The sequence below is a fragment of the Nocardioides ultimimeridianus genome, assembly GCF_054777895.1.
This window is the reverse complement of record NZ_BAAHAB010000007.1, coordinates 250,338-270,996: the sequence shown is the minus strand read 5'-3', so window position 1 is coordinate 270,996 and position 20,659 is coordinate 250,338. Positions and strand designations below refer to the sequence as shown.

The 20,659-nt window shown below is 71.8% G+C and carries 22 protein-coding genes; 6 read left to right on the top strand and 16 right to left on the bottom strand.

Features of this window, described 5'->3' with window-relative positions; all coding sequences use genetic code 11:
* Positions 1–24 precede the first annotated feature (24 nt).
* On the bottom strand, positions 25–2,454 hold the full coding sequence (gene leuS, locus ACYU8V_RS08010; RefSeq protein WP_460846479.1) for a leucine--tRNA ligase: 2,430 nt from the start codon (positions 2,452–2,454) through the stop codon (positions 25–27).
* 31 nt (positions 2,455–2,485) lie between these two features.
* Between leuS and ACYU8V_RS08005 the strand changes: the two genes are divergently transcribed.
* Positions 2,486–3,256, top strand: a complete 771-nt coding sequence (locus tag ACYU8V_RS08005) for an SDR family NAD(P)-dependent oxidoreductase (protein WP_460846477.1) — start codon at positions 2,486–2,488, stop codon at positions 3,254–3,256.
* A gap of 54 nt (positions 3,257–3,310) precedes the next feature.
* On the opposite strand, the gene ACYU8V_RS08000 is transcribed toward ACYU8V_RS08005, so the two are convergent.
* The 7 genes from ACYU8V_RS08000 to ACYU8V_RS07970 form a co-directional block, all read right to left on the bottom strand.
* Positions 3,311–3,601, bottom strand: a complete 291-nt coding sequence (locus ACYU8V_RS08000; RefSeq protein ID WP_460846476.1) for a GNAT family N-acetyltransferase — start codon at positions 3,599–3,601, stop codon at positions 3,311–3,313.
* A 28-nt stretch (positions 3,602–3,629) separates the two neighbouring features.
* Positions 3,630–4,076 (bottom strand): RrF2 family transcriptional regulator, encoded by a 447-nt coding sequence (locus tag ACYU8V_RS07995; protein ID WP_460846475.1) that lies wholly within the window; start codon positions 4,074–4,076, stop codon positions 3,630–3,632.
* A 69-nt stretch (positions 4,077–4,145) separates the two neighbouring features.
* Positions 4,146–5,636, bottom strand: coding sequence for a hypothetical protein (locus ACYU8V_RS07990; protein ID WP_460846474.1), 1,491 nt, complete (start codon positions 5,634–5,636; stop codon positions 4,146–4,148).
* A complete protein-coding gene (locus ACYU8V_RS07985; RefSeq protein ID WP_460846471.1) occupies positions 5,614–6,375 on the bottom strand; it encodes a polyprenol monophosphomannose synthase in 762 nt (253 codons plus the stop codon). The genes ACYU8V_RS07990 and ACYU8V_RS07985 overlap by 23 nt, the downstream gene beginning before the upstream one ends.
* A 69-nt stretch (positions 6,376–6,444) precedes the next feature.
* Entirely contained in the window at positions 6,445–7,458 is a 1,014-nt protein-coding gene (locus ACYU8V_RS07980) for a nitronate monooxygenase (RefSeq protein WP_460846470.1), read from the bottom strand.
* A 3-nt stretch (positions 7,459–7,461) separates the two neighbouring features.
* A complete protein-coding gene (locus ACYU8V_RS07975) occupies positions 7,462–7,722 on the bottom strand; it encodes a metal-sensitive transcriptional regulator (protein ID WP_460846468.1) in 261 nt (86 codons plus the stop codon).
* The gene (locus ACYU8V_RS07970; protein ID WP_460846467.1) at positions 7,706–8,128 is read right to left on the bottom strand and encodes a DUF302 domain-containing protein; all 423 of its coding nucleotides are present in this window, start codon (positions 8,126–8,128) and stop codon (positions 7,706–7,708) included. The genes ACYU8V_RS07975 and ACYU8V_RS07970 overlap by 17 nt, the downstream gene beginning before the upstream one ends.
* 92 nt (positions 8,129–8,220) lie before the next feature.
* Between ACYU8V_RS07970 and ACYU8V_RS07965 the strand changes: the two genes are divergently transcribed.
* From ACYU8V_RS07965 to ACYU8V_RS07950, 4 genes are all read left to right on the top strand, one after another.
* Positions 8,221–10,356: an MMPL family transporter gene (locus ACYU8V_RS07965; protein ID WP_460846466.1), complete on the top strand. Its 2,136-nt coding sequence runs from the start codon at positions 8,221–8,223 to the stop codon at positions 10,354–10,356.
* 24 nt (positions 10,357–10,380) lie between these two features.
* Positions 10,381–10,758, top strand: coding sequence for a carboxymuconolactone decarboxylase family protein (locus ACYU8V_RS07960; RefSeq protein WP_460846465.1), 378 nt, complete (start codon positions 10,381–10,383; stop codon positions 10,756–10,758).
* A 209-nt stretch (positions 10,759–10,967) separates the two neighbouring features.
* A complete protein-coding gene (locus tag ACYU8V_RS07955; protein ID WP_460846464.1) occupies positions 10,968–11,180 on the top strand; it encodes a YgaP family membrane protein in 213 nt (70 codons plus the stop codon).
* 72 nt (positions 11,181–11,252) lie between these two features.
* Positions 11,253–11,642: a carboxymuconolactone decarboxylase family protein gene (locus ACYU8V_RS07950; RefSeq protein WP_460846462.1), complete on the top strand. Its 390-nt coding sequence runs from the start codon at positions 11,253–11,255 to the stop codon at positions 11,640–11,642.
* On the opposite strand, the gene ACYU8V_RS07945 is transcribed toward ACYU8V_RS07950, so the two are convergent.
* Positions 11,643–12,095 carry a carboxymuconolactone decarboxylase family protein gene (locus ACYU8V_RS07945; RefSeq protein ID WP_460846461.1) on the bottom strand — a complete coding sequence of 151 codons (453 nt, stop codon included), beginning with the start codon at positions 12,093–12,095 and terminating at the stop codon, positions 11,643–11,645.
* Between the two features lie 141 nt (positions 12,096–12,236).
* Here ACYU8V_RS07945 and sigJ point away from each other — a divergent pair, with 141 nt between their 5' ends.
* On the top strand, positions 12,237–13,115 hold the full coding sequence (sigJ, locus tag ACYU8V_RS07940) for an RNA polymerase sigma factor SigJ (RefSeq protein WP_460846459.1): 879 nt from the start codon (positions 12,237–12,239) through the stop codon (positions 13,113–13,115).
* Here the strand turns inward: sigJ and ACYU8V_RS07935 are convergent, their stop codons facing one another.
* The 7 genes from ACYU8V_RS07935 to ACYU8V_RS07905 form a co-directional block, all read right to left on the bottom strand.
* Positions 13,116–14,579 (bottom strand): phospholipase D-like domain-containing protein, encoded by a 1,464-nt coding sequence (locus ACYU8V_RS07935; protein ID WP_460846458.1) that lies wholly within the window; start codon positions 14,577–14,579, stop codon positions 13,116–13,118.
* A 49-nt stretch (positions 14,580–14,628) separates the two neighbouring features.
* Positions 14,629–15,603, bottom strand: coding sequence for an SRPBCC domain-containing protein (locus tag ACYU8V_RS07930; protein WP_460846456.1), 975 nt, complete (start codon positions 15,601–15,603; stop codon positions 14,629–14,631).
* The gene (locus tag ACYU8V_RS07925; RefSeq protein ID WP_460846455.1) at positions 15,600–15,914 is read right to left on the bottom strand and encodes an ArsR/SmtB family transcription factor; all 315 of its coding nucleotides are present in this window, start codon (positions 15,912–15,914) and stop codon (positions 15,600–15,602) included. The genes ACYU8V_RS07930 and ACYU8V_RS07925 overlap by 4 nt, the downstream gene beginning before the upstream one ends.
* A gap of 596 nt (positions 15,915–16,510) precedes the next feature.
* Positions 16,511–17,362, bottom strand: a complete 852-nt coding sequence (locus ACYU8V_RS07920) for a 3-hydroxybutyryl-CoA dehydrogenase (protein ID WP_460846452.1) — start codon at positions 17,360–17,362, stop codon at positions 16,511–16,513.
* Positions 17,363–17,407: 45 nt separating this feature from the next.
* Positions 17,408–18,586 carry a fumarylacetoacetase gene (gene fahA / locus ACYU8V_RS07915; protein WP_460846450.1) on the bottom strand — a complete coding sequence of 393 codons (1,179 nt, stop codon included), beginning with the start codon at positions 18,584–18,586 and terminating at the stop codon, positions 17,408–17,410.
* Entirely contained in the window at positions 18,583–19,431 is an 849-nt protein-coding gene (locus ACYU8V_RS07910) for a hypothetical protein (protein ID WP_460846449.1), read from the bottom strand. The genes fahA and ACYU8V_RS07910 overlap by 4 nt, the downstream gene beginning before the upstream one ends.
* The gene (locus tag ACYU8V_RS07905) at positions 19,428–20,627 is read right to left on the bottom strand and encodes a homogentisate 1,2-dioxygenase domain-containing protein (RefSeq protein ID WP_460846447.1); all 1,200 of its coding nucleotides are present in this window, start codon (positions 20,625–20,627) and stop codon (positions 19,428–19,430) included. The genes ACYU8V_RS07910 and ACYU8V_RS07905 overlap by 4 nt, the downstream gene beginning before the upstream one ends.
* Positions 20,628–20,659 lie beyond the last annotated feature (32 nt).

The following is a 20,659-nucleotide window of genomic DNA, read 5'->3' as shown; positions in this document are numbered from 1 at the left end:
GCTACTCGCGTCGTCCGGCGCCGGTCAGACGACGATGTTGACGAGCTTGGGTGCCTTCACGATCACCCGACGCACGTCGCGACCGTCGATCGCCCGCACCACGTCGGCGTCCGCCAGCGCGAGCGCCTCGAGGTCCGCCTCGGAGATGTCGGGCGCCACCTCGAGCCGGCCCTTGACCTTGCCCTGGATCTGCACGACCGCGGTCACGGTGTCCTCGACCAGCAGTGCCGGGTCGGGTGTCGGCCAGACCGTCTGGGACACCGACGGCCGGTGGCCGAGCAGCTCCCACATCTCCTCGGCGGTGTACGGCGCCACGAGCGAGAGCAGGATCGCCACCGCCTCGGCGGCCTCGCGCACGGCCGGGTCGGCGGGCCCGCAGCCGGAGTCGATGGCCTTGCGGGTCGCGTTGACCAGCTCCATGACCCGCGCGACGACGACATTGAACCGGTAGCTGTCGAGCAGCTGCTCGGCGTCGGCGAGGGTGCGTGCGGTGACGCGCCGCAGCGCCAGGTCACCGGTCGTGACGTCGGCGCCCGGCTCGGAGGTCACGTCGCCCGCGAGGCGCCACGCCCGCTGCAGGAACCGCAGCGACCCGGCCGGCGATACGTCCGCCCAGTCGATGTCGTCCTCCGGAGGGCTGGCGAACACCAGCGTCAGGCGGACGGCGTCGACGCCGAACTCGTCGAGCTGGGAGCCCAGATTCACGCCGTTGCCCAGCGACTTGCTCATCTTGTGGCCGTTGTTGATGACCGTGCCCTGGGAGCGGTACGCCGAGAACGGCTCGTCCCAGTCGATCAGACCCATGTCGCGCAGCGCCTTGGTGAAGAACCTCGCGTAGAGCAGGTGCAGCACGGCGTGCTCGGCACCGCCGAGGTAGAAGTCGATCGGGCCCCACGCCTTGGCCAGCGCCGGGTCGAAGGCCTGCGTGTCGTCGTGGGGCGAGAGGTAGCGGAAGAAGTACCAGGACGAGTCCACGAAGGTGTCCATGGTGTCGGTGTCGCGCTCGGCCGGCCCACCGCAGGTCGGGCAGGTGACCTCGACCCACTCCCGCGCGCCGCCGAGCGGCGAGGTGCCCTTCGGCTTGAGGTCGGCCCCCTTGAGCTCCGGCAGCAGCACCGGCAGCTGGTCCTCCGGTACGGCGACCTCGCCGTCCACCGGGCAGTGGATGATCGGGATCGGGGCGCCCCAGTAGCGCTGCCGCGACAGCAGCCAGTCGCGCAGCCGGAAGTTGACGGTCCCCTCGCCGTGCCCGCTCGCCTCGATCTCGGCGATCGCCGCCGTCACGGCGGCCGCCTTGTCGTAGGGCTGCTCGGCGTCGTACACCTCGACGATGGGGAGGCCGAACTTCTCGGCGAACTCGCGGTCGCGGTCGTCGTGGGCGGGCACCGCCATGATCGCGCCGGTGCCGTAGTCGGCCAGCACGTAGTCGGCCGCCCACACCGGGATCTGCTCGCCGGTCAGCGGGTTGGTGGCGGTGACGCCCAGGTCCACACCGGTCTTCGGCCGGTCGGTGGCCAGCCGGTCGATGTCGGAGGCCTTGCGCACGTCGGCCAGGTAGTCCTCCAGCGCTTGCCTCTGCCCCTCGCTGACCAGCTCCTGGGCCAGCTTGGCGTCCGCGGCGACCACCATGAACGTCGCGCCGACCAGGGTGTCAGGACGCGTGGTGAAGACCGTGATCGGCTCGCGGCCCTCGACGTCGAAGGAGACGTGGGCGCCCTCGGAGCGGCCGATCCAGTTCCGCTGGGCGTTGAGGACCTTGGGGATCCAGGTGTCCTGCATGTCATCCAGGCAGTCGTAGAGCTCCTGGGCGTACTGCGTGGTCTTGAAGTACCACTGGGTGAGCTCCTTCTTGGTCACCTCCGCGCCGCAGCGCTCACAGGTGCCGTCGGCCAGGACCTGCTCGTTGGCGAGCACCGTCTGGTCGTTGGGGCACCAGTTGACCGGGGAGTTCTTGCGGTAGGCCAGCCCCTGCTCGCGCAGCTTGAGGAACAGCCACTGGGTCCAGCGGTAGTAGCCCGGGTCGGAGGTGTGCAGCCGGCGCGACCAGTCGAAGCACAGGCCGTACTTGCGCATCGACTCGTACTGGGTCTCGATGTTCCCGTAGGTGTACGTCGAGGGGTGCTCGTCGCGCTTGATGGCGGCGTTCTCGGCGGGCAGTCCGAAGGAGTCCCAGCCCATCGGGTTGAGCACCTCGAAGCCGCGGAACTTCTTGTAGCGCGCCATCACGTCGTGCAGCGCCAGCACCTCGGCGTGACCCATGTGCAGGTCGCCGGACGGGTACGGGAACATCGTCAGCGCGTAGAACTTGGGCCGCTCCCCCGCGAGCACCACGGCGTCGTCGGCACGGAACGCCTCGAGGCCGTCCCAGATCGGCAGCCACTTCTCCTCGACCGCATGGACGTCGTACGACGCCGCACCGGACTCGTTCACCTGCTGCTGGGGCTGCTCGCTCACGGGCCGAGTTTAGTGGCGATAGCGTGCGCCCATGACCACGGGACCGCTCGCTGACCTGTTCACCCTCGACGGCAAGGTGGCGGTGGTCACCGGCGCCTCGGCCGGGCTCGGTGTCGCCTTCGCCCAGGCCCTCGCGGAGGCCGGCGCGGACGTCGCGCTCGGCGCCCGCCGCGTGGACCGCCTCGCCGACACCGCGGCCCTCGTCGAGGGTGCGGGCCGGCGCGCGCTCAGCGTCGCGACCGACGTGGCCGACCAGGCCAGCTGCCAGGCGCTCGTCGACGCCGCGATGGCCGAGTTCGGCCGGGTCGACATCCTGGTCAACAACGCCGGCGTCGGCACCGCCGTCCCCGCCACGCGGGAGACCCCCGAGCAATTCCGCAGCGTCATCGACATCAACCTCAACGGCTGCTACTGGATGGCCCAGGCCTGCGGGCGCGTGATGCTCCCGGGCTCGAGCATCATCAACATCTCCAGCGTCCTCGGCATCACGACCGCCGGGCTCCCCCAGGCGGCGTACGCCGCGAGCAAGGCCGGCCTGATCGGGCTGACCCGCGACCTCGCCCAGCAGTGGTCGGGCCGCAAGGGCATCCGGGTGAACGCGATCGCCCCCGGCTTCTTCGCCTCCGAGATGACCGACCAGTACCCCGATGGCTACCTCGAGGCGATGGGCCAGCGGATCCCGATGGGGCGCAAGGGCGACGCCCGCGAGCTCGCGGCCACCGTGGTCTTCCTGGCCTCCGCCGCCGGCGGCTACATCACCGGCCAGACCCTCCCGGTCGACGGTGGCCTAACCATCACGTGATCGCCTCGTAGTTGTGAGAGTGACCTGCAGGTCACTCTCACAACTACGCGACGCTCAGCCGGGCCAGTCGACGAGGTCGTCGTACCGGCCGGGGTGCTTCGTGAGCCACGCCGCGACGTAGGGGCAGTGCGGGATGATCCGCTTGCCCTGGGCCTCGACGTCGGCGAGCGCGAAGGCGACCAGCTTCGAGGCCAGGCCCTGGCCGCCGTACGCGTCATCGACCTCGGTGTGCACGAAGTCGACGTGGACGTCGTCGGGCAGCCGGTACTGCGCGAGGCCGATCACCTCGTCGTCGTCACGGATCTCGTAGCGGTGCTGCTCGGGCGCGTGCACGTAGTCGATCACGCGCCCATCCAAGCACGGGCGCGGTGAACTAGGCCGTGGCGAGCGGGAGGATCGAGAGGTCGGTGCGCAGGAGGCTCTGCGCGCGGACGGCGTCGGCGAGCGTCTGAGAGTCGAGGACGGCGAAGAAGGCGTCGAGGGCACGGTCGAACAGCGGTCGACCGCCGCAGTGGTCCTTGACCGCGCACCGGCCGTGCTCGCCGAGGCACTCGACCACGGCGAAGTCCGACTCGACGGCGCGGACGATGTCGCCGACCCGCAGCGTGGCCGGGTCCGCCTTCAGCGCGAGACCGCCGTTGCGACCGGTGTAGCTGGACAGCAGGTCGGCGTGCACGAGGCGCTGCGCGATCTTCGCGAGGTGGTGCTGGGAGAGGTCGTACGCCGCCGCGATCTCCCGGACCGTGGCCCGGTTGCCGGGCGCAACCGCCAAGTACACCAGCATGCGGAACCCGTAGTCCGAGTAGGCCGTCAACTTCATCGCGAGATCGTCGCACCCTTCACTGAGAGACTCCTGTGGGCGGAGCGTCCGTCCGAACAACGCCGCCGATCAGTGGACGCTACGGGCGCGGAACAGATACCAGTCGCCGATCCGGGTCACGACCCGGTAGTCCCGGGCGATCTCGGCGTTCGCGGCGCGTGCGTCGATGGCCCAGGTGTCGATCCGCGGACCGTCGACCACCAGCCACGTGGGCCGGTCCTCGCGCAGGACCCGCGTGAAGTCGGTCAGCTGCGGATCGCGCACCCGGACCGGCAGGCTCCACAGGTTGTCGTAGGGCACGGTGAGACCGGTGCCCTCGAAGACGTTGGTGTGGCCGAAGGCGACGACGCCGCTCTCACCCGGCCGCGCATGGTCGCGCAGGTAGCGGGCCACCTGTACGTCGTCGGCGGCCTGGACCAGCTGCGAGGTCACCAGGGTCGCGGGCAGCGTGGTCGCGGCGACGTACCCCAGGACGGCGAGGACCCAGCGCAGCCGGACCCGGCGCGACCGCAGGACCGCCGCCAGCAGCAGGGCGCTGCCCGGGACCGTGCCGGTGAGGTAGTGCAGCCAGTAGCTGCCGCCCACGACCACCCCGAAGGTCTCCCAGACGACCACTCCCACCGCGATCCACCCGATCGGCGCGGGCGCAGGGTCGGTGGGCAGCGGGGTGCGGAGCCGGCGCACGAGAGCCTCGGCCGCGACCACCCCGACCCCCCACCCGCCGCTGAGCACGAACGAGCCGAGCAGCAGCAGCGCCTGGTGGTGCACGTCGGCGGACGCCTGCTCGGAGATCACCCGCGAGGCGGCTCCGCGGAAGGTGACCACGGCGTCCCAGAGCGGGCCGGGCCGGGTCCCGCGAGCGTCGGCCCAGCCCACGATCGCCGCGGCCGTGGCGAGCGCGGCCACCGCGAAGACCGTGGCGTCATGGAGCGCCAGCCTCCAGCGCCGCCGCCAGGCCAGCCAGACGACGCCGATCGCCGCCGCCACCGCGACGTCGACCATGTTCTGCTTCACCGACGCCGCGCACACCGCCAGCACGCCCGCAGCGGCCCACAGCCCCGTGCGGCGCCAGGTCCGGGTCGGCTCGGCCAGGCCGCGGAGGACGGCGTACGCACCGGCGGCGACGAACGGGACCGACAGCAGCTCGCCGTCGACGTTGAGCGAGCCGTAGAGGGTGTCGCTGAGCAGCAGGGCGGGCACGGCCGCGACCAGCGGCGGCGCCCAGCGCCAGTCGCTCGTGAGCCGTCCGATCCCGGCCGCGGCGGCGGTGGTGACCAGCAGGCAGGCCATGCCGAGGACCCGCAGCGCGATCGGACCGCCCAGCAGGTGGGCGAGCTGGAACAGACCGACCAGCAGCGGCGGGCGGTCGACCCAGAAGTCGCCGTACAGGGAGTGCCCGGGCGCCCACTGGCCGCCCACCATCAGGTAGCCGGCCTCGTCGGAGGACATCGGCTTGGCCAGGAAGCTCAGCCGGAGCGCGACGCCGAGGAGCGCGACGAGGACCGTGGCGACACGCGGCGTCAGCCGCGAGCGCAGGCTAGGCGGCAGGACCGCCGGCACGCGTCGGCACCTTCGAACGCCCGGTGATCTCCTGCCAGCGCCACTTCAGGATCAGGCGCGCGGCCTCGATGGCGACGTCGCCGGTCATCTTCGAGGCGCCGTGGACCCGCTCGACGAAGGTGATCGGGTGCTCCGCGATGCGGAACCCGAGCCGCTCGGCGTGCCAGGTGTTCTCGACCTGGAAGCCGTAGCCGTTGGACTGGGTGTCGAGCACCCCGGCGTCGACCAGCGCGTCCGAGCGCCAGGCGCGGAAGCCGGCGGTGGCGTCGTGGGTCTTGAGCCGCAGCACGGTGCGCGCGTAGGTGTTGGCGCCCCAGGAGATGAACTTGCGCTGCATCGGCCAGTTCTCGGTCGCCCCGCCCGGCACGTAGCGCGAGCCGATGACCAGGTCGTTGACGGCGAGCTTGCCGAGCATCGGGAGCACGGCGTCGGTCGGGTGCGAGCCGTCCGCGTCCATCTGCACGACCGCGTCGTAGCCGGAGTCCAGGGCGGCACGGAAGCCCGCGCGGTACGCCGCACCCAGGCCGTCCTTGGAGGTGCGGGTCAGCAGGTGGATGCGCTCGGCGTACGCCGGGTGCGACTTGACCAGCTCGCCGGTGCCGTCCGGGCTGGAGTCGTCGACGACCAGCACGTCCGGCAGGTCGACGGAGGTGCTCTCACCGAGGGAGGTCAGCCGGTCGAGCATCGGCACGACCGACTCCGCCTCGTTGTACGTCGGGACGACGATCACACTGCGCATGCGCCCCATCAAACCCCACGGCCGCTGGCCTGCGCATATTCCACGCGCGGTGACCGCCCCCACAGGGTGCTACGGGGCGAGCCGCCCGACGACCTCCGCGGCGCGCCCGGTGGGTGCGCTGCGATGGCCCGTCCCGGCCCACAGGTGCACCCGGTCCGGATCGCCCGCGCGTACGGCGGCCCGCCGGATGCCGCGGGTCAGGTGGTGGATCGCGGGGTAGCCGAACGGCGCCACGGCCTCGTGGGCGTCGATGAACGCGTTGCGCAGCCCGCGGGCGGGACGACCCGTGAACGCCCGGGTGATGACGGTCTCGGTGAAGCGGTCGTCCACGAGCGCGTCGCGGTGGATCTGCGAGGCGCCGCTCTCGTCGGTGCGCAGGAGCATCGTGCCGACGGCGACCGCCTCTGCGCCGGCGGCCAGGATCCGGCGTACCGCCTCGGGACCGTCGACACCCCCGCCCGCCACGACCGGGAGGCCGGTGGTGGCGACCACGTCGCGCACCAGGGCGTCGGTCGCCACCGGCACGATCGGGCGGCGCGGGTCGTGGGTGCCGCTGTGGCCACCGGCCGCGCTCCCCTGCACCACCAGGCCGTCGGCGCCGGCGTCGCGCGCGGCGCGGGCCTCGTCCACGGTGGTGACGGTGACCAGTACCTGCGTGCCGGCGCCCTGCAGGGCCCGGAGGTCCTCGGCCGGCGGGATCCCGAAGGTCACCGAGACCAGCTCGACGGGATCGGCGACCAGCGCGTCGACCTTCGCCCGCCACTGGTCGTCGTCCTCGCGCAGCGGCTCGCCGGTGACGTCGAGGCCGTAGCGCTCAGCATCGGGCTGGATCTGGCGCGCGTAGGCACGGAACGCCGGCTCGTCGATGCCCGCAGCCGCCGGCAGGAAGAGGTTCATCCCGAAGCGCTCGGCGCCGAGACCGCGCAGCGCCGCGATGTCCGCGGTCATGGCCTCGGCGGTCTGGTAGCCCGCGGCGAGGAAGCCGAAGGCGCCCGCGCCGCTCACCGCGGCGACCAGCTCGGGAGTCGTGGCCCCGCCGGCCATCGGCGCGGCGACGAGCGGGAGGTCAGTGCCGAGATCCATCGCTCACGCCAGCGCCAGGAACAGCTTCTCGAGCTTCTTGGTGTCCACGCTGTCCGGGCCGCCCTCGGCGATGCACTGCTGCAGGCCGGCCGCCACGACGGCGTACCCGCCCCGGCCGATGGCCTTGTTGACCGCGGCCAGCTGGGTCAGCGCGTCCTCGCACTCCGAGCCCTCCTCGAGCATCCGGATCACCGAGGCCAGGTGGCCGTTGGCCCGCTTGAGGCGGGTGATGATCGGCTTGATGTCCTCAGGCTCGAGTCGCATCGGATTCCTTCCGGTCGGCGCGCAGAGCCTCCATCATCCCCGAGAGCCGGTCGCGCGCCTCGGCGGCGAGGGCCGCCAGCGCCGGCGCGTCGCTGAACGAGGTCATCACCGCGGGATCGAGCACCTCGACCCGCGTGCCGTCCGCCTCGGCGGCGACCACGACGTTGCACGGCAGCAGCGCGGCGAGCCGCGGGTCGGCCTGCAGGGCTCGGTGCGCCAGCGCCGGCCGGCACGCTCCCAGGATCACCTGCGGCGGCAGCTCCACTCCCAGCTTCGCCCGCAGGGTCGCCTGCAGGTCGATCTCGGTCAGTACGCCGAGGCCGGCGTCGGCGAGCAGGCCCCGCACCCGCGCGACGGTCTCGTCGTACGGCGTGGGCACGGTCTCGCTCAGCGTGAAGTCGGTCATCACAGCTCCTCTGGTCGTCGGACATATCCCCCCGGGGGGATATGTTACCGTAGTTCCACGCATCCCCCCAGGGGGTTACCGAAGGAGAGTGCATGACCACCGCGACGACCACGACCAGCACCGCCGAGCCGGGCTTGCTCGGGAGAGTGGGCCTCGGCGTGCTGCGCCACGGCCGCGCGACCGCGATCCTCTGGATGCTCGTCATCGTCGGGCTCGGCGCCTTCGCCCCGAAGGTGGAGAGCTCGCTCTCCGGCGCCGGCTGGCAGGCCGACGGCTCGGAGTCGGTGCAGGTACGTGACCTCGCGCAGGAGCACCTCGGCGGGAACGCCTCGAGCGCGATCCAGGTCGTCGTCCACGGCGATGCGCCGCTCACCCGCGGCGACGGGCCGAAGGTGATGCGGGAGGTCACCGGCATGCTCGAGGCCGAGCCGCGGCTGGCCGAGATCGTCCAGCCGGTCCCCGGCATGACGCTGAGCCGGGACGGGCGGACGGCCGTCGTCCTCGCCGGTGCGGGCGTGGACACCAACGAGATGGTCAAGGTCGCGACCGACCTCAAGGGCGAGCTCCAGGGGCTCTCCACCGGCAGCGTCACGGTCAACCCGACCGGCGCCTCGCTGCTGTGGTCGGACTTCAACGAGGCCAACCTCAACGCGATGATGAAGTCCGAGATGGTCTCCTGGCCGATCACGCTCGCGATCCTCGTGCTCGCCTTCGGCGCCCTCGTGGCCGCCGGGCTGCCGCTGATCCTCACCCTGGCCGGCCTGGTCGCGTCGGCCGGCTCCCTGGTGCTGATCAACCAGCTCGTGCCGGTCTCGATCTGGGCGATGAACTTCGCGATGATGTTCGCCCTCGCCCTGGGCATCGACTACGCCCTCTTCATCGTGGTGCGCTACCGGGCCGCTCGCGAGGGCCACCACGCGTCGCGCCACGACGCGATCGCCGAGACGATGGACACGGCCGGCAAGGCCGTGCTGCTCTCCGGCGCCACCGTGCTGATCTCGCTGTCGGCCGTGATGCTGGTGCCGAGCCCTTCGTTCCGCTCGATGGCCGGCGGGATCATGCTCTCGGTCCTCTTCGTGCTGGCCGCCACGCTCACCCTGCTGCCCTTGGTCCTGTTCAAGCTCGACCACCGGATCAACAGGTTCGCCCTGCCCTGGGTGCGCACCGGTGAGCACCGCTCCCCCGCGTTCGCGAAGTGGGGCGAGATCCTCTGGAAGCACCCGATCGCCTTCGGGAGCGCCGCGCTGGTGATCCTGGTGGCGCTGGCCGCACCGATCATCGGCCTCACGACCGCCATGCCCTCGATCAAGGTGCTGCCTGCGGACGCCAGCGCCCGCGTCGGCTACGACCTGGTCAAGGAGGCCTTCGGCCCGGGAGCGCCCGGCACCCTGCAGATCGTCGCCCCGAGCGGCGAGGCCGGGACCGCCACCGCCGTACTGGAGGCCGACCGGGGCATCGGCGGCGTGATGGCGGCGATGCCGTCCACCGACGGCACCGACCGGGTCCTGATCCAGGCCGTGCCGACCGTCGACCCCTCCGACCCCGCGCTCTCGACCACGGTCGACCGGCTCCGCGCCGACCTGCCGGCCGATGCGCTGCTCGGGGGCGCCGCGGTGGAGAGCCTCGACCTGAAGACCCAGCTGGACTCCTCCACGCCACTGGTCATCGGGGTCGTGCTCGTGCTCGGCTTCCTGCTGCTGCTGATCGCGCTCCAGGCACCGCTCATCTCACTCCTGGGCACGCTGGCGAGCCTGCTCTCGACCGCCGCGGCGTTCGGCGTGGCCCGGCTGGTCTTCCAGGACGGTCACCTGGCCGGACTGTGGAGCTTCGAGCCCCAGGGCTTCCTCGACGCGTGGGCGCCGGTGTTCTTCTTCGCGATGATCTTCGCGATCGCGATGGACTACACCGTCTTCCTGCTGGCCTCGGCCAAGGAGCACTGGGAGAGGTCCGGCGACCCGCGCGAGGCCATGGTCGGCGCCGTCGCCCACTCCGGCCGGGTCATCTTCGCCGCCGGCGCCGTGATGGTCGCGGTGTTCCTCACCTTCTCCCTGTCCGGCCCGCTGCCGCCCAAGGAGATGGGCGTGATCCTCGGTGTCGCCGTGCTCCTCGACGCCTTCCTGGTCCGCCTGGTCCTGCTCCCGGTCATGCTCCGGCTCACGGGGCGTGCCGCGTGGGCCACGCCGGTCTGGCTGCGCAAGGTCCTTCCCACCATCCGCTTCTCCCACTGAGTCACCCACCCCGAGAGGAATCCCATGTCCGAGCACTCGTCCCACGGCAAGCAGGTCCTGCGCGACCTGGCCCCGCTGCACCGCGACCTCCGCCGCGCCATCCCGGAGGTGTACGCCGGCTTCGGCGAGCTCTCCAAGGCCGCCTTCGCCGACGGCGCGCTGGACCGGAGGACCAAGGAGCTGATCGCGCTCGCGATCGGCGTGATGGAGGGCTGCGACGGCTGCATCGCCTCGCACGGCCAGGCCGCCGCCCGGGCCGGCGCCACCCGCCAGGAGGCCGCCGAGGCCATCGGCGTCACCTTCCTGATGCACGGCGGGCCGGCGACGATCCACGGCGCCCGCGCCTACGACGCGTTCTGCGAGTTCGCCGAGGCCCTCGAGGCCGGCGAGCAGTCCGCCTGACCACCACCACCAACGAGAACCACCGAGAAGAGAACCACCATGTGTCACGCCGTCCGCTGCCGCACCTGCGGCAAGACCACCTGGGCAGGCTGCGGCGCGCACGTCGCGTCCGTGCGTGCCCGGGTCCCCGCCGACCAGTGGTGCCCCGGCCACGACAAGCCCTCCGGAGGCGGCCTGCTGGGTCGCCTGAGGAGAAGGTGAGGGGCACCATGAAGGACTTCAACCTCGACCGGGGCGTCCTCCTCGTGGCCGGGATCGTCACGCTGGTCAGCGTCGCCCTGGCGGCGTTCGTGTCGACCTGGTGGCTGCTGCTCACGACATTCGTCGGGCTCAACCTGGTGCAGTCGAGCCTCACCGGGTTCTGCCCGGCGGCGCTGATCCTCACGAGGCTCGGCGTCCAGCGGGGCTGCGCCTTCAAGTAGCCGGTGTCGCCGGGACAGGCCCACCGTGCGGCATGCTGTGGCCGACGTACCCGCTCCGCGAGAGGAACCCCCGTGACCGACGAAGCACACACCCACGGCAGGGCGGTCCTGCGCGAGGTCGTCCCGCTGGGCCGCAACCTGCGCCACGAGATCCCCGAGGTGTACGCCGGCTACGCCCAGCTCTCGCAGGCCGCGATGGCCGACGGGGCGCTCGAGCGGAAGACCAAGGAGCTCATCGCCCTCGCCATCGGCGTGGTCGAGCACTGCGACGGCTGCATCGCCTCCCACGCGCAGGGCGCCGCGCGGGCGGGCGCCACGAAGGCCGAGGTCGCCGAGGCGATCGGGGTGACGTTCCTGATGCACGGCGGCCCCGCGACGGTGTGGGGCGCGCGGGCGTTCGACGCGTTCTGCGAGTTCGCCGAGCCCACCGGGCCCGCCGTGCACCCGGACCAGAAGGCCTGATCAGGGAGCGACCGGGTAGTGGCTCGTGATGGCGATCCGGTTCCAGCCGTTGATCGCCACGGCGAGCCACGTGACACCGGCGATCTGCCGGTCGTCCAACGCCCCGGTGATCTCCACCTCCGGCGCGGGCGCGGTGTGCTCGTCGCCGATCCGGGTCACGCGCTCGGCCAGGACGAGCGCCGCCTGCTCCTGCGCGCTGAAGTACCGGGACTCCCACCAGGCCGGCAGGACGGCCAACCGGTCGGCGGTCTCGCCCGCGGCGATCGCGTCGCGGGTGTGCATCCGCAGGCAGAACGCGCAGCCGTTGAGCTGGGAGACGCGGATCTTCACCAGCTCGGCCAGGATCTTCGGCAGGCCGGCGGCCTCGGCGGCCTCCTCGCAGCTCTTGTCGAAGGCCAGCTGCGCCTCGTACGGCGCCGGGAACTCCTTGCTGATGGTGACGTGCGGCAGCATCGCTCTTCCTCTCCTCGTGACTTCCTCGCGACCCCGTTCGGGGCCGTTCTCCTGCTTGACGAGGTGGCGACCCCGGGTGTGAGGTCACGTGCGGGAGCCCCCCGACCTCACAGCCCGGCGCGCTGTCTCGTCAGGAGGGGCATGGAGGACCGGAGACACATGGCGGAGGACCTGCGCGACGTGATCGGCGAGCGGCGCCGGCTGGTGGCGCTCGCCTACCGGATGCTGGGCACGCTCGCCGAGGCCGAGGACGCCGTGCAGGAGACCTACATCCGCTGGTACCGGCTCTCCGACGAGGAGCGCGAGGCGGTCGTCAACGTGCCCGGATGGCTCACGCGTACGGCCAGCAACATCTGCCTGGACGTGCTCAAGTCCGCCCGCCACCGCCGCGAGCAGTACGTCGGCCCGTGGCTGCCCGAGCCGCTGCCGACGACGTACGCCGACCCCCTCGACCGCGTCACCCTGGACGACTCGGTCAGCACCGCGCTGATGCTGGTGCTCGACGCCATGACGCCGGCCGAGCGGGTGGCGTTCGTCCTGCACGACGTGTTCGGCGTCGCCTTCCCCGAGATCGCCGAGGTGGTCGGACGCTCCCCCGCGGCCGTGCGTCAGCTGGCCACCTCGGCGCGGCGCCGGGTCCACGACGCGCAGGCGACCTCGGTGCCTCGGGAGGAGCACGCGTCGGTGGTGCGGGCCTTCCTCGCCGCGTGCGAGGGCGGCGACCTGACCGCCCTGCTCGAGGTCCTCGCGCCCACCGTCGAGCTGCGCTCCGACGGCGGCGGGATCGTGCGGGCCGCCCGCAACCCGGTCCGCGGCAGCTCGAAGGTCGGCAGGTTCCTGCTCGGCGTCCTCGAGAAGCAGAGCTCGTGGCGGCTCGGCCTGACCGAGACGGCGGACGGCCTGGCCGTGGCCTTCCTCGAGGGCGGCACCGTCCAGGGCGTGGTGAACCTGCGGGTCGCGGACGGCCGGGTGAGCGACGTCTGGATCGTGCTCAACCCCGCGAAGCTGACCCGGTGGTGATCACATCAGGGCGGAGGTGAGCCGGCAGACGTTGTCGACGTACCGGCTCCGCCACGACTGGCGCGCCCACTCCTCCAGCGTCAGCTCGCGGCACACGGCGCGGTAGCGGCGGTCGCTCTCGTGCAGCGTCGCGACGAGGTCGCCTCCGAAGCCGAGCAGCATGATCTCGTAGTTGAGGGCGAAGGAGCGGAAGTCCATGTTGGACGAGCCGATCACCCCCACCTCGTCGTCGATGGTGAAGTACTTCGCGTGCAGCACCATCGGCTGCGGGTAGAGGAAGATGTGCACGCCCGCCTCGAGCAGTGCGTGGTAGTAGGAGCGCTGCGCGTGCCCGACGAGGAACTGGTCGGCCTTCTCGCTGACGAACAGCTCCACCCGCACGCCCCGGTACGCCGCCCCGATGATCGCCGTCAGCAGCGACTCGTCGGGGACGAAGTAGGGGCTGGTGATCGTCACCTTCCGTGTCGCCTGGTGGATCAGCTGGACGAACTGGTTGCGGTTCGGCTCGGTCGGGAACCCCGGCCCGGAAGGCACGAGCTGCAGCGCATTGGCGCTTCCACCGAGGACCAGATCCTCGGCAGGCGCCACGTGGAAGGCGGCGGCGAGCAGCTCGCCGGTCTCGGCGTACCAGTCGGTGGCGAAGACCGCCTCGACCTGGCCCACGATCGCCCCGCCGACCTTGAGGCTGAGGTCCTGCCAGTGCCGGCCGGCCCGCGCGTTCTTCGCGCTGTCGTACGTCGGGTCGATCAGGTTGTGCGAGCCCAGGTAGGCCACGCGGCCGTCGACCACGAGCAGCTTGCGGTGGTTGCGCAGGTCGGGGCGGCGCCACCGTCCGTGCAGCGGCAGCAGCGGCATCATCAGGTGCCAGTCGATGTCGGCGTCGGTCAGCCGGCGCTGGAACTGCTTCCAGCCCGGGTACTTGCGCGAGCCCAGGTGGTCCAGCAGCAGGCGCACCGTCACCCCGCGGCGCCGGGCGTTCGCCAGCGCCGTGAACAGCACGTCGGTCGTGTCGTCCCAGGCCATGATGTAGACCTCGAGGTGCACGAACAGGACGGCCTCGTCGACGGTGGCCGCCATGTCGGCGTACAGCTCGGCGGTGACGTCGAAGGTGCCGCGGGTGAGCCCGGTGACGCATGGCAGGCCGGTCAGGTTTCGGTTCATGGTGAGCACGCCGCTGAGGGCAGCGCTCGGGCGCGCGTGCAGCGGGGTCGGCGGCAGCCGGGCGGCGTGGTCCTCGATGACCTCGGTCGCGTAGCGCTGCACCGTCGCGCGGCGACCGCGGACGTACGGGCTGCCGATCACCCAGTAGAGCGGGAAGCCGACGACCGGAAGCACCAGGATCAGCAGCAGCCAGGCCTGGGACGAGCTGGGCCGGCGGTTCTCGGGCACCGTGCCGATGGCGATGATCTTGAGGACGTACTCGAGGGCGACCTCCAGCTCGAGGAGGACCGTCAGCCAGTGCATGCGCGGCATTCTGCTCCCCGGCCCCGCAGGACCGGGGAGCAGTGGTCGGTCAGGCGGGGACGGCCGCGAGCGGCGTACGACCCGAGAACGCGGCGAACGCGTCGAGCCCGCTCATGCCCTCATCGGCCAGCTCGTCGCCGAAGGCGCCACGGGCGCGCGAGCCGTCGATGACCGGCTCGGCCATCCCGCGGACGTAGCTGACGAGCTCGTCGGCGACATGGACGTCCTGACCGGAGGCCTGGGCGAAGTCCCAGGCGTGCAGCAGGAACTCGATCGACAGGATCGTCTGCGCGACCACCGAGGGGACCTTGCCGTCGACCGACATCTCGCCGTCGTAGGAGCGCCATGCGGTGATCGCCTGGTCGGCCATCACCGAGACGCGGTGCTCCAGCGAGCCCTCCTCGGGGTTGGTGACCGTCGCGCCGGCCATCGAGCCCAGACCCACCAGGGAGCCGAAGAGGTGCTCGGCCAGTGCGTGGCAGTCGTACTCGGCGCACGGCGTCTGCGCGACCTTGTCCTCGTTCGTGAGGCCGCGCAGGATCGGCTGGAGCACGGCGAGCGAGGCCTCGGCGGCGCTGATCGGGTCGAGCACCTCCGGCAGCGACGCCCACTCGTCCGGGCCGGCGTCGCCGCTCGCCGCGACGCGCTCGAGCCGGTCCAGGAAGTGGTTCCACCCCTCGGCGTGCTGAGCGGCCAGTACGTCGTCGAGGCCCTCGTGCAGCAGCGTCACCCGGCTCCCGGCGTCGGTCGGCTCGATCGTGATCGTCACCGTCGAGGCATCGGGCAGCAGGCTGTCCGAGCCCTCCCAGCCGAAGCCGAAGACGACGCGGCGGCCGGGCTCGACCTCACGGTAGGTGCCGGCGGCGTGGTTGCCCGGCGTGACGGTCCAGCGGAAGGCTCCGCCGGCGCGGAGGTCGACGTACGCCGACACGGCCTGCCACCTGCGCAGCCGCTCCGGCTGGGTGACCAGTGCGAACGCCTCGTCGGCGCTGACCGGCAGGTCCACGGTCCTGGTGTAGTTCATGGTCTGTCCTTCTTCTCGAGGTGCTCGTGAGCATCGGCGACGAGCCGGTCCAGCTCGTCGGTCCAGAAACGGTCGATCTCGGCCTGCAGCGTGCGCAGGCCGGACGGGATGACGCGGTAGTGCCGCTCGCGGCCCACCTTCTCGGCCTCGACGAGCCCGACCTCGGCGAGGAGAAGGAGGTGCTGGGAGATCGCGGAGCGCGTCACGGGGAACTCCCCCGCGATCTCGGAGACCGTGCGCGACCCCGAGGCGAGCAGCTGCAGGATGCGGCGCCGGGTGGGCTCCGCTGCAGCACTCAGGGCGTCCGTCACGCGTAATACGTTAGTTCTCGCTAACGCGTTTGGCAAGGGGGCAGGCGTGCCAGGGCCGACCGCCCTTCGCTCGGGGTCGGTCTGGGCGGCCGCACCTTAGCCGCCCGGTCCCCGGCGTCAAGGCTGCCTTCGGCCCCGCTGCGCGGCGCCTGCGGCGGCCTTGACCCCGGGTCCTTACCGGGCGGCGAAACGGCGCGGAGTCGGCACGGGCTTCGCCCGCGCCGCCGCTTCGCGGCCGCCCTGCGGGTCGGTGTCGTGTCGCTGGACCCCATGGGTCAGCTGACCCATGGGGTCGAGCACGGCGCGATGCTCTACGCGGAGTCCTCCCGGCACGCGGCGCCGGGAATCCTCCGACCTGTAGCCGCGACGGGCCCAAGTGCTCGGATAGCACCCCGGGACGTACAAGATCGCCCACAGGCGCCATCTTCACGGCCTCGGCAACCCGAAACACCGTCAAGATCGCCCCCGTGGGCGATCTTGCACCGCGGGCGGCCGCGCAGCGGCGGCGCGGGCGAAGTGAGCGTCCTTGACGGCGGGAGGCGCGCAGCTAAGGTGCGGTCGCCAAACTCCAGCCCCGAGGGAGAGCTGGGTGGACCTCAGTAGGCGTAGAAGCCCTGCTTGGTCTTCTTCCCCAGCAGCCCCGCGTCGACCATCCGGTCCAGCAGCGGCGGCGGTGAGTAGAGGGGCTCCTTGAACTCGTCGTACATGGAGATGCCGATGGCGCGGATGGTGTCCAGGCCGATCAGGTCGGAGAGGGCGAGGGGGCCCATCGGGTGGCCGCAGCCCATGACCATGCCGCGGTCGATGTCGGCGGCGGAGGCGTAGCCGGCCTCGTACATCCGGATGGCGCTCATCAGGTAGGGCACCAGCAGGCTGTTGACGACGAAGCCGGCGCGGTCGGTGGCCTCGATGGGCTGCTTGCCGAGCGACTCGACGAAGGCGCGGACGCGCTCCATCGTGTCGGGCGCGGTGGTCAGCGACGGGATCAGCTCGATCAGCTGCATCACCGGGGCGGGGTTGAAGAAGTGCACGCCCATCACCCGGCCGGCGCGGCCGCTGACCGCACCGAGCTTCACGATCGGGATGGAGGAGGTGTTGGAGGCGAGGATCGCGTCCGGCTTGTCGAGGATCGCGCCGACCTTGGCGAACAGGTCGAGCTTGATCTGCTCGACCTCGCTGGCGGCCTCGACGACGAGGTCGCGGTCGGCGAGGGCCTGGAAGTCGGTGGTGAACCGGATCCTGCTGTGCACGTGGTCGGCGTCCTGCTCGGTCATCTTGCCGCGGCCGACCGCACGGTCCAGCGAGCTGCGGACCCGCTCCCCCGCCGCCTCCGCGGCCGCGTCGGTCACCTCGACGACGACGGTGTCGAGCCCGGCACGCGCGCAGACCTCGGCGATGCCGGAGCCCATCTGTCCGCCGCCGATCACGCCGATCAGGTTGATGCTCATGAGCAGGAACCTACTCCTCGAGGAACGGACAACATGAGGAGGGGCTCACTTTCTGCGAGCGGGGACGATGCGCCCCGTCGCCGCGCCGAATCCGATCCGGCTCCCGTCCGCGCCGGGCGCGGTGGCCGTGATCGTGACGGTGTCGCCGTCCTCGAGGAAGGTCCGCTCCTCACCACCGATCAGCACCGGCTCGGCACCACCCCAGGTGAGCTCGATGAACGCACCGCGCTGGTCCTTCGCCGGCCCGGAGATCGTCCCCGACGCGAACAGGTCGCCGGTGCGCGTGGGGGCGCCGTTGACGGTCAGGTGGGCGAGCATCTGGGCGGGCGACCAGTACATGGCGGCGTACGGCGGACGCGAGACCACCTCGCCGTTCCACTCCACCACGAGGTCGATGTCCAGCCCCCAGGGGCGGTCGAGGTCGAGGTAGGGCTGGACGGCGGGCTCCTGGCGCGGGGTGTCGATGCGGGCGGCCGCGAGGGCTGCCATTGGCACCACCCACGGCGAGACCGTCGAGGCGAAGGACTTGCCCAGGTTCGGCCCGAGCGGGACGTACTCCCAGGCCTGGATGTCGCGCGCGGACCAGTCGTTGAACAGCGTCACCCCGAACAGGTGCTCGTCGGCGTCGCCGACGGCGATGGGCTCGCCCATCGCGTTGCCGGTGCCGAGCACGAAGCCGAGCTCGGCCTCGATGTCGAGCCGGGCCGAGGGGCCGAAACGCCCCTCGCCGAGCTGGCCGCTGGGCCGGACCACGTCGGTGCCGCTGACCACGATCGAGGAGGAGCGGCCGTGGTAGCCGACCGGCAGGTGCTTCCAGTTCGGCATCAGCGGGCTCGGGCTGTCGGGCCGGAAGAGCCGGCCGAGGTTGGAGGCGTGGTGCTCGGAGGCATAGAAGTCGACGTAGTCGGCGACCTCGAAGGGCAGGTGCAGCGTCACGTCCGCGAGCGCATCCACGGCCTCGTCCGGTACGTCGCCGGTGAGCGCCTCCGCGATGCGGGCCCGGACCTCGTCCCAGCGGCCCCGTCCCTGCGCCATGAACGCGTTCAGCGTCGGCGCGCCGAGCACCGCGTCCGGCCCGTCCTCGCCGAGCAGGCGGCCGAGGTCGACCACGTGGTCGCCGTACCGCACGACGATGCGGCGCGGCCCGGTGCCGGCCGACGCGACGCCGTAGGGGAGGTTGGTGAGCCCGTAGAGCGAGTCGCCGGCGACGGCGAGCCGCGTCACCGCAGGGCCGCCTGGATGACCCGGTGGTCGGAGGGCAGGAAGCCCAGCGCCACCAGCTCCTCGACCGGCTCGGCGACGCTGCAGGTGCCGAAGGACAGGAAGCTGGAGCGGACCTGCGGGTCGAGCAGCCGGGCCCGGCGTACGACCTGGGCGGTGTCGCGCTCGGCGAGCAGCGCGGCGACCGCGGGAGCCTCCGCGCCGTGCGTCGCGGCGTCGGTGGCGACCATCAGGTTGAGGAAGCCGTGCTGGTCGAAGCCGGTCGCCGGGTCGGTGTTGCGGATCGCGTGGTGCAGTCCCGCGGTGGCCTTGAACGGCACGCCCGCGCGCGTCAGCGCGACGACCGAGCCCGCGAGCTCCTCGCACGAGGGGTGCAGCTCGGCGACGACGCCGCCGGTGCGCAGCTTGGCGCGCATCGTGGTGCCGGCGAGCGCGGCGATGTAGTCGTCACGGCGCTCGTCGCGCGGCACCTCGACGTACGCCGTGACCGGCCGCTCGGCGAGCAGCGAGCGGAGCTGGCCGACCACCATGTCGGCGCTGCGTCCCGGCGGCGGGACGGCCTCGACCGCGCCCAGCCGGACCGCCTCGATCCGGTCGGCGGCCTCGACGGCCTGGCGCAGCGAGCCCATCGGCAGCGTGACGCTGATCCGGATCGAGCGGGGCGGCAGGCCGGCGACCTCGGCGGCGAGCGCGTCCAGGTCCTGCGCCGCGACGACGAAGGTCCCCAGCAGGGCGTCGTACGCCGACGACTGGTGCGCCAGGTGGGCGACGACCGCGTCCTGCATCGGCAGCTCGGCGGGCGGGAACAGCGACGCGTCGTCGAGGAGTCCGTCGAAGAGCCGGCTCATCGCTCGCCTCCGGACCAGGAGTAGGCATAGACGCCGTCGTCGGAGGCCAGCGCCGCCTCTCCCAGCTCCAGCGGCCGGAACGTGTCGACCATGACGGCCAGCTCGTCGACCTGCTCGACGCCGATCGAGCGCTCGTAGGCGCCGGGCTGCGGGCCGTGCGGGTGGCCGCCGGGGTGCAGCGAGATGGAGCCCTGGCCGATGCCCGAGCCCTTGCGGGCCTCGTAGTCGCCGCCGCAGTAGAACATGACCTCGTCAGAGTCGACGTTGGAGTGGTAGTACGGCACCGGGATCGACAGCTCGTGGTAGTCGACCTTGCGCGGCACGAAGTTGCAGATCACGAAGTTGAACCCCTCGAACACCTGGTGCACCGGCGGCGGCTGGTGCACCTTGCCGGTGATCGGCATGAAGTCGCGCACGTTGAACGCGTACGGGTAGAGGCAGCCGTCCCAGCCGACCAGGTCGAACGGGTGCTGCGGCAGGGTGTGCACGGTCCCGCCGATGCCGCCGGGCAGGCCGGGGACGCGGTGCTTGATGTAGACCTCGACCTCCTGCTCCTCCACGACGCGCGGGTCGGTGGGCATGCGCAGGTCGCGCTCGCAGTACGGCGCGTGCTCGAGCAGCTGGCCGTGCTTGGAGAGGTACTGCCGCGCGGGGCCGATGTGGCTGTTGCCCTCGACGATGTAGAGCCGCACGGCCCCGTCGGGCACCACGCGGTACGTCGTGGCCCGCGGGACGATCACGTAGTCGCCGTCACCGACCACGAGGTCACCGAAGAGCGTCTCGACGACTGCCGACCCCGCCTCGACGTACAGGCACTCGTCGCCGATGGCGTTGCGGTAGTACGGGCTGACGGCGTCGGCCACGACGTACGCGATCCGCACGTCGCCGTTGCCGAGCAGCAGCCGGCGACCGGTGACCGCGTCGACGCCCGCGCCGCCGGCGCTCTCGGGGAACAGCTTGTGCGTGGAGAGGTGCCGCGGCGTGAGCGGGTGGTTCGGGACCAGCGTCTGGTCCGGCAGGTCCCACGCGCGGTAGGCGAGGATCGCCGAAGGCAGGTGCCGGTGGTAGAGCAGCGAGGAGTCGGAGGAGAACCCCTCCTCCCCCATCAGCTCCTCGTAGTAGAGCGAGCCGTCGGGCGCCCGGTGCTGGGTGTGGCGTTTCGGGGGGATGGTCCCCACCGCTCGGTAGTACGGCATCTGCTCGCTCCCTCGTCAGCGTCCGTCAGCCC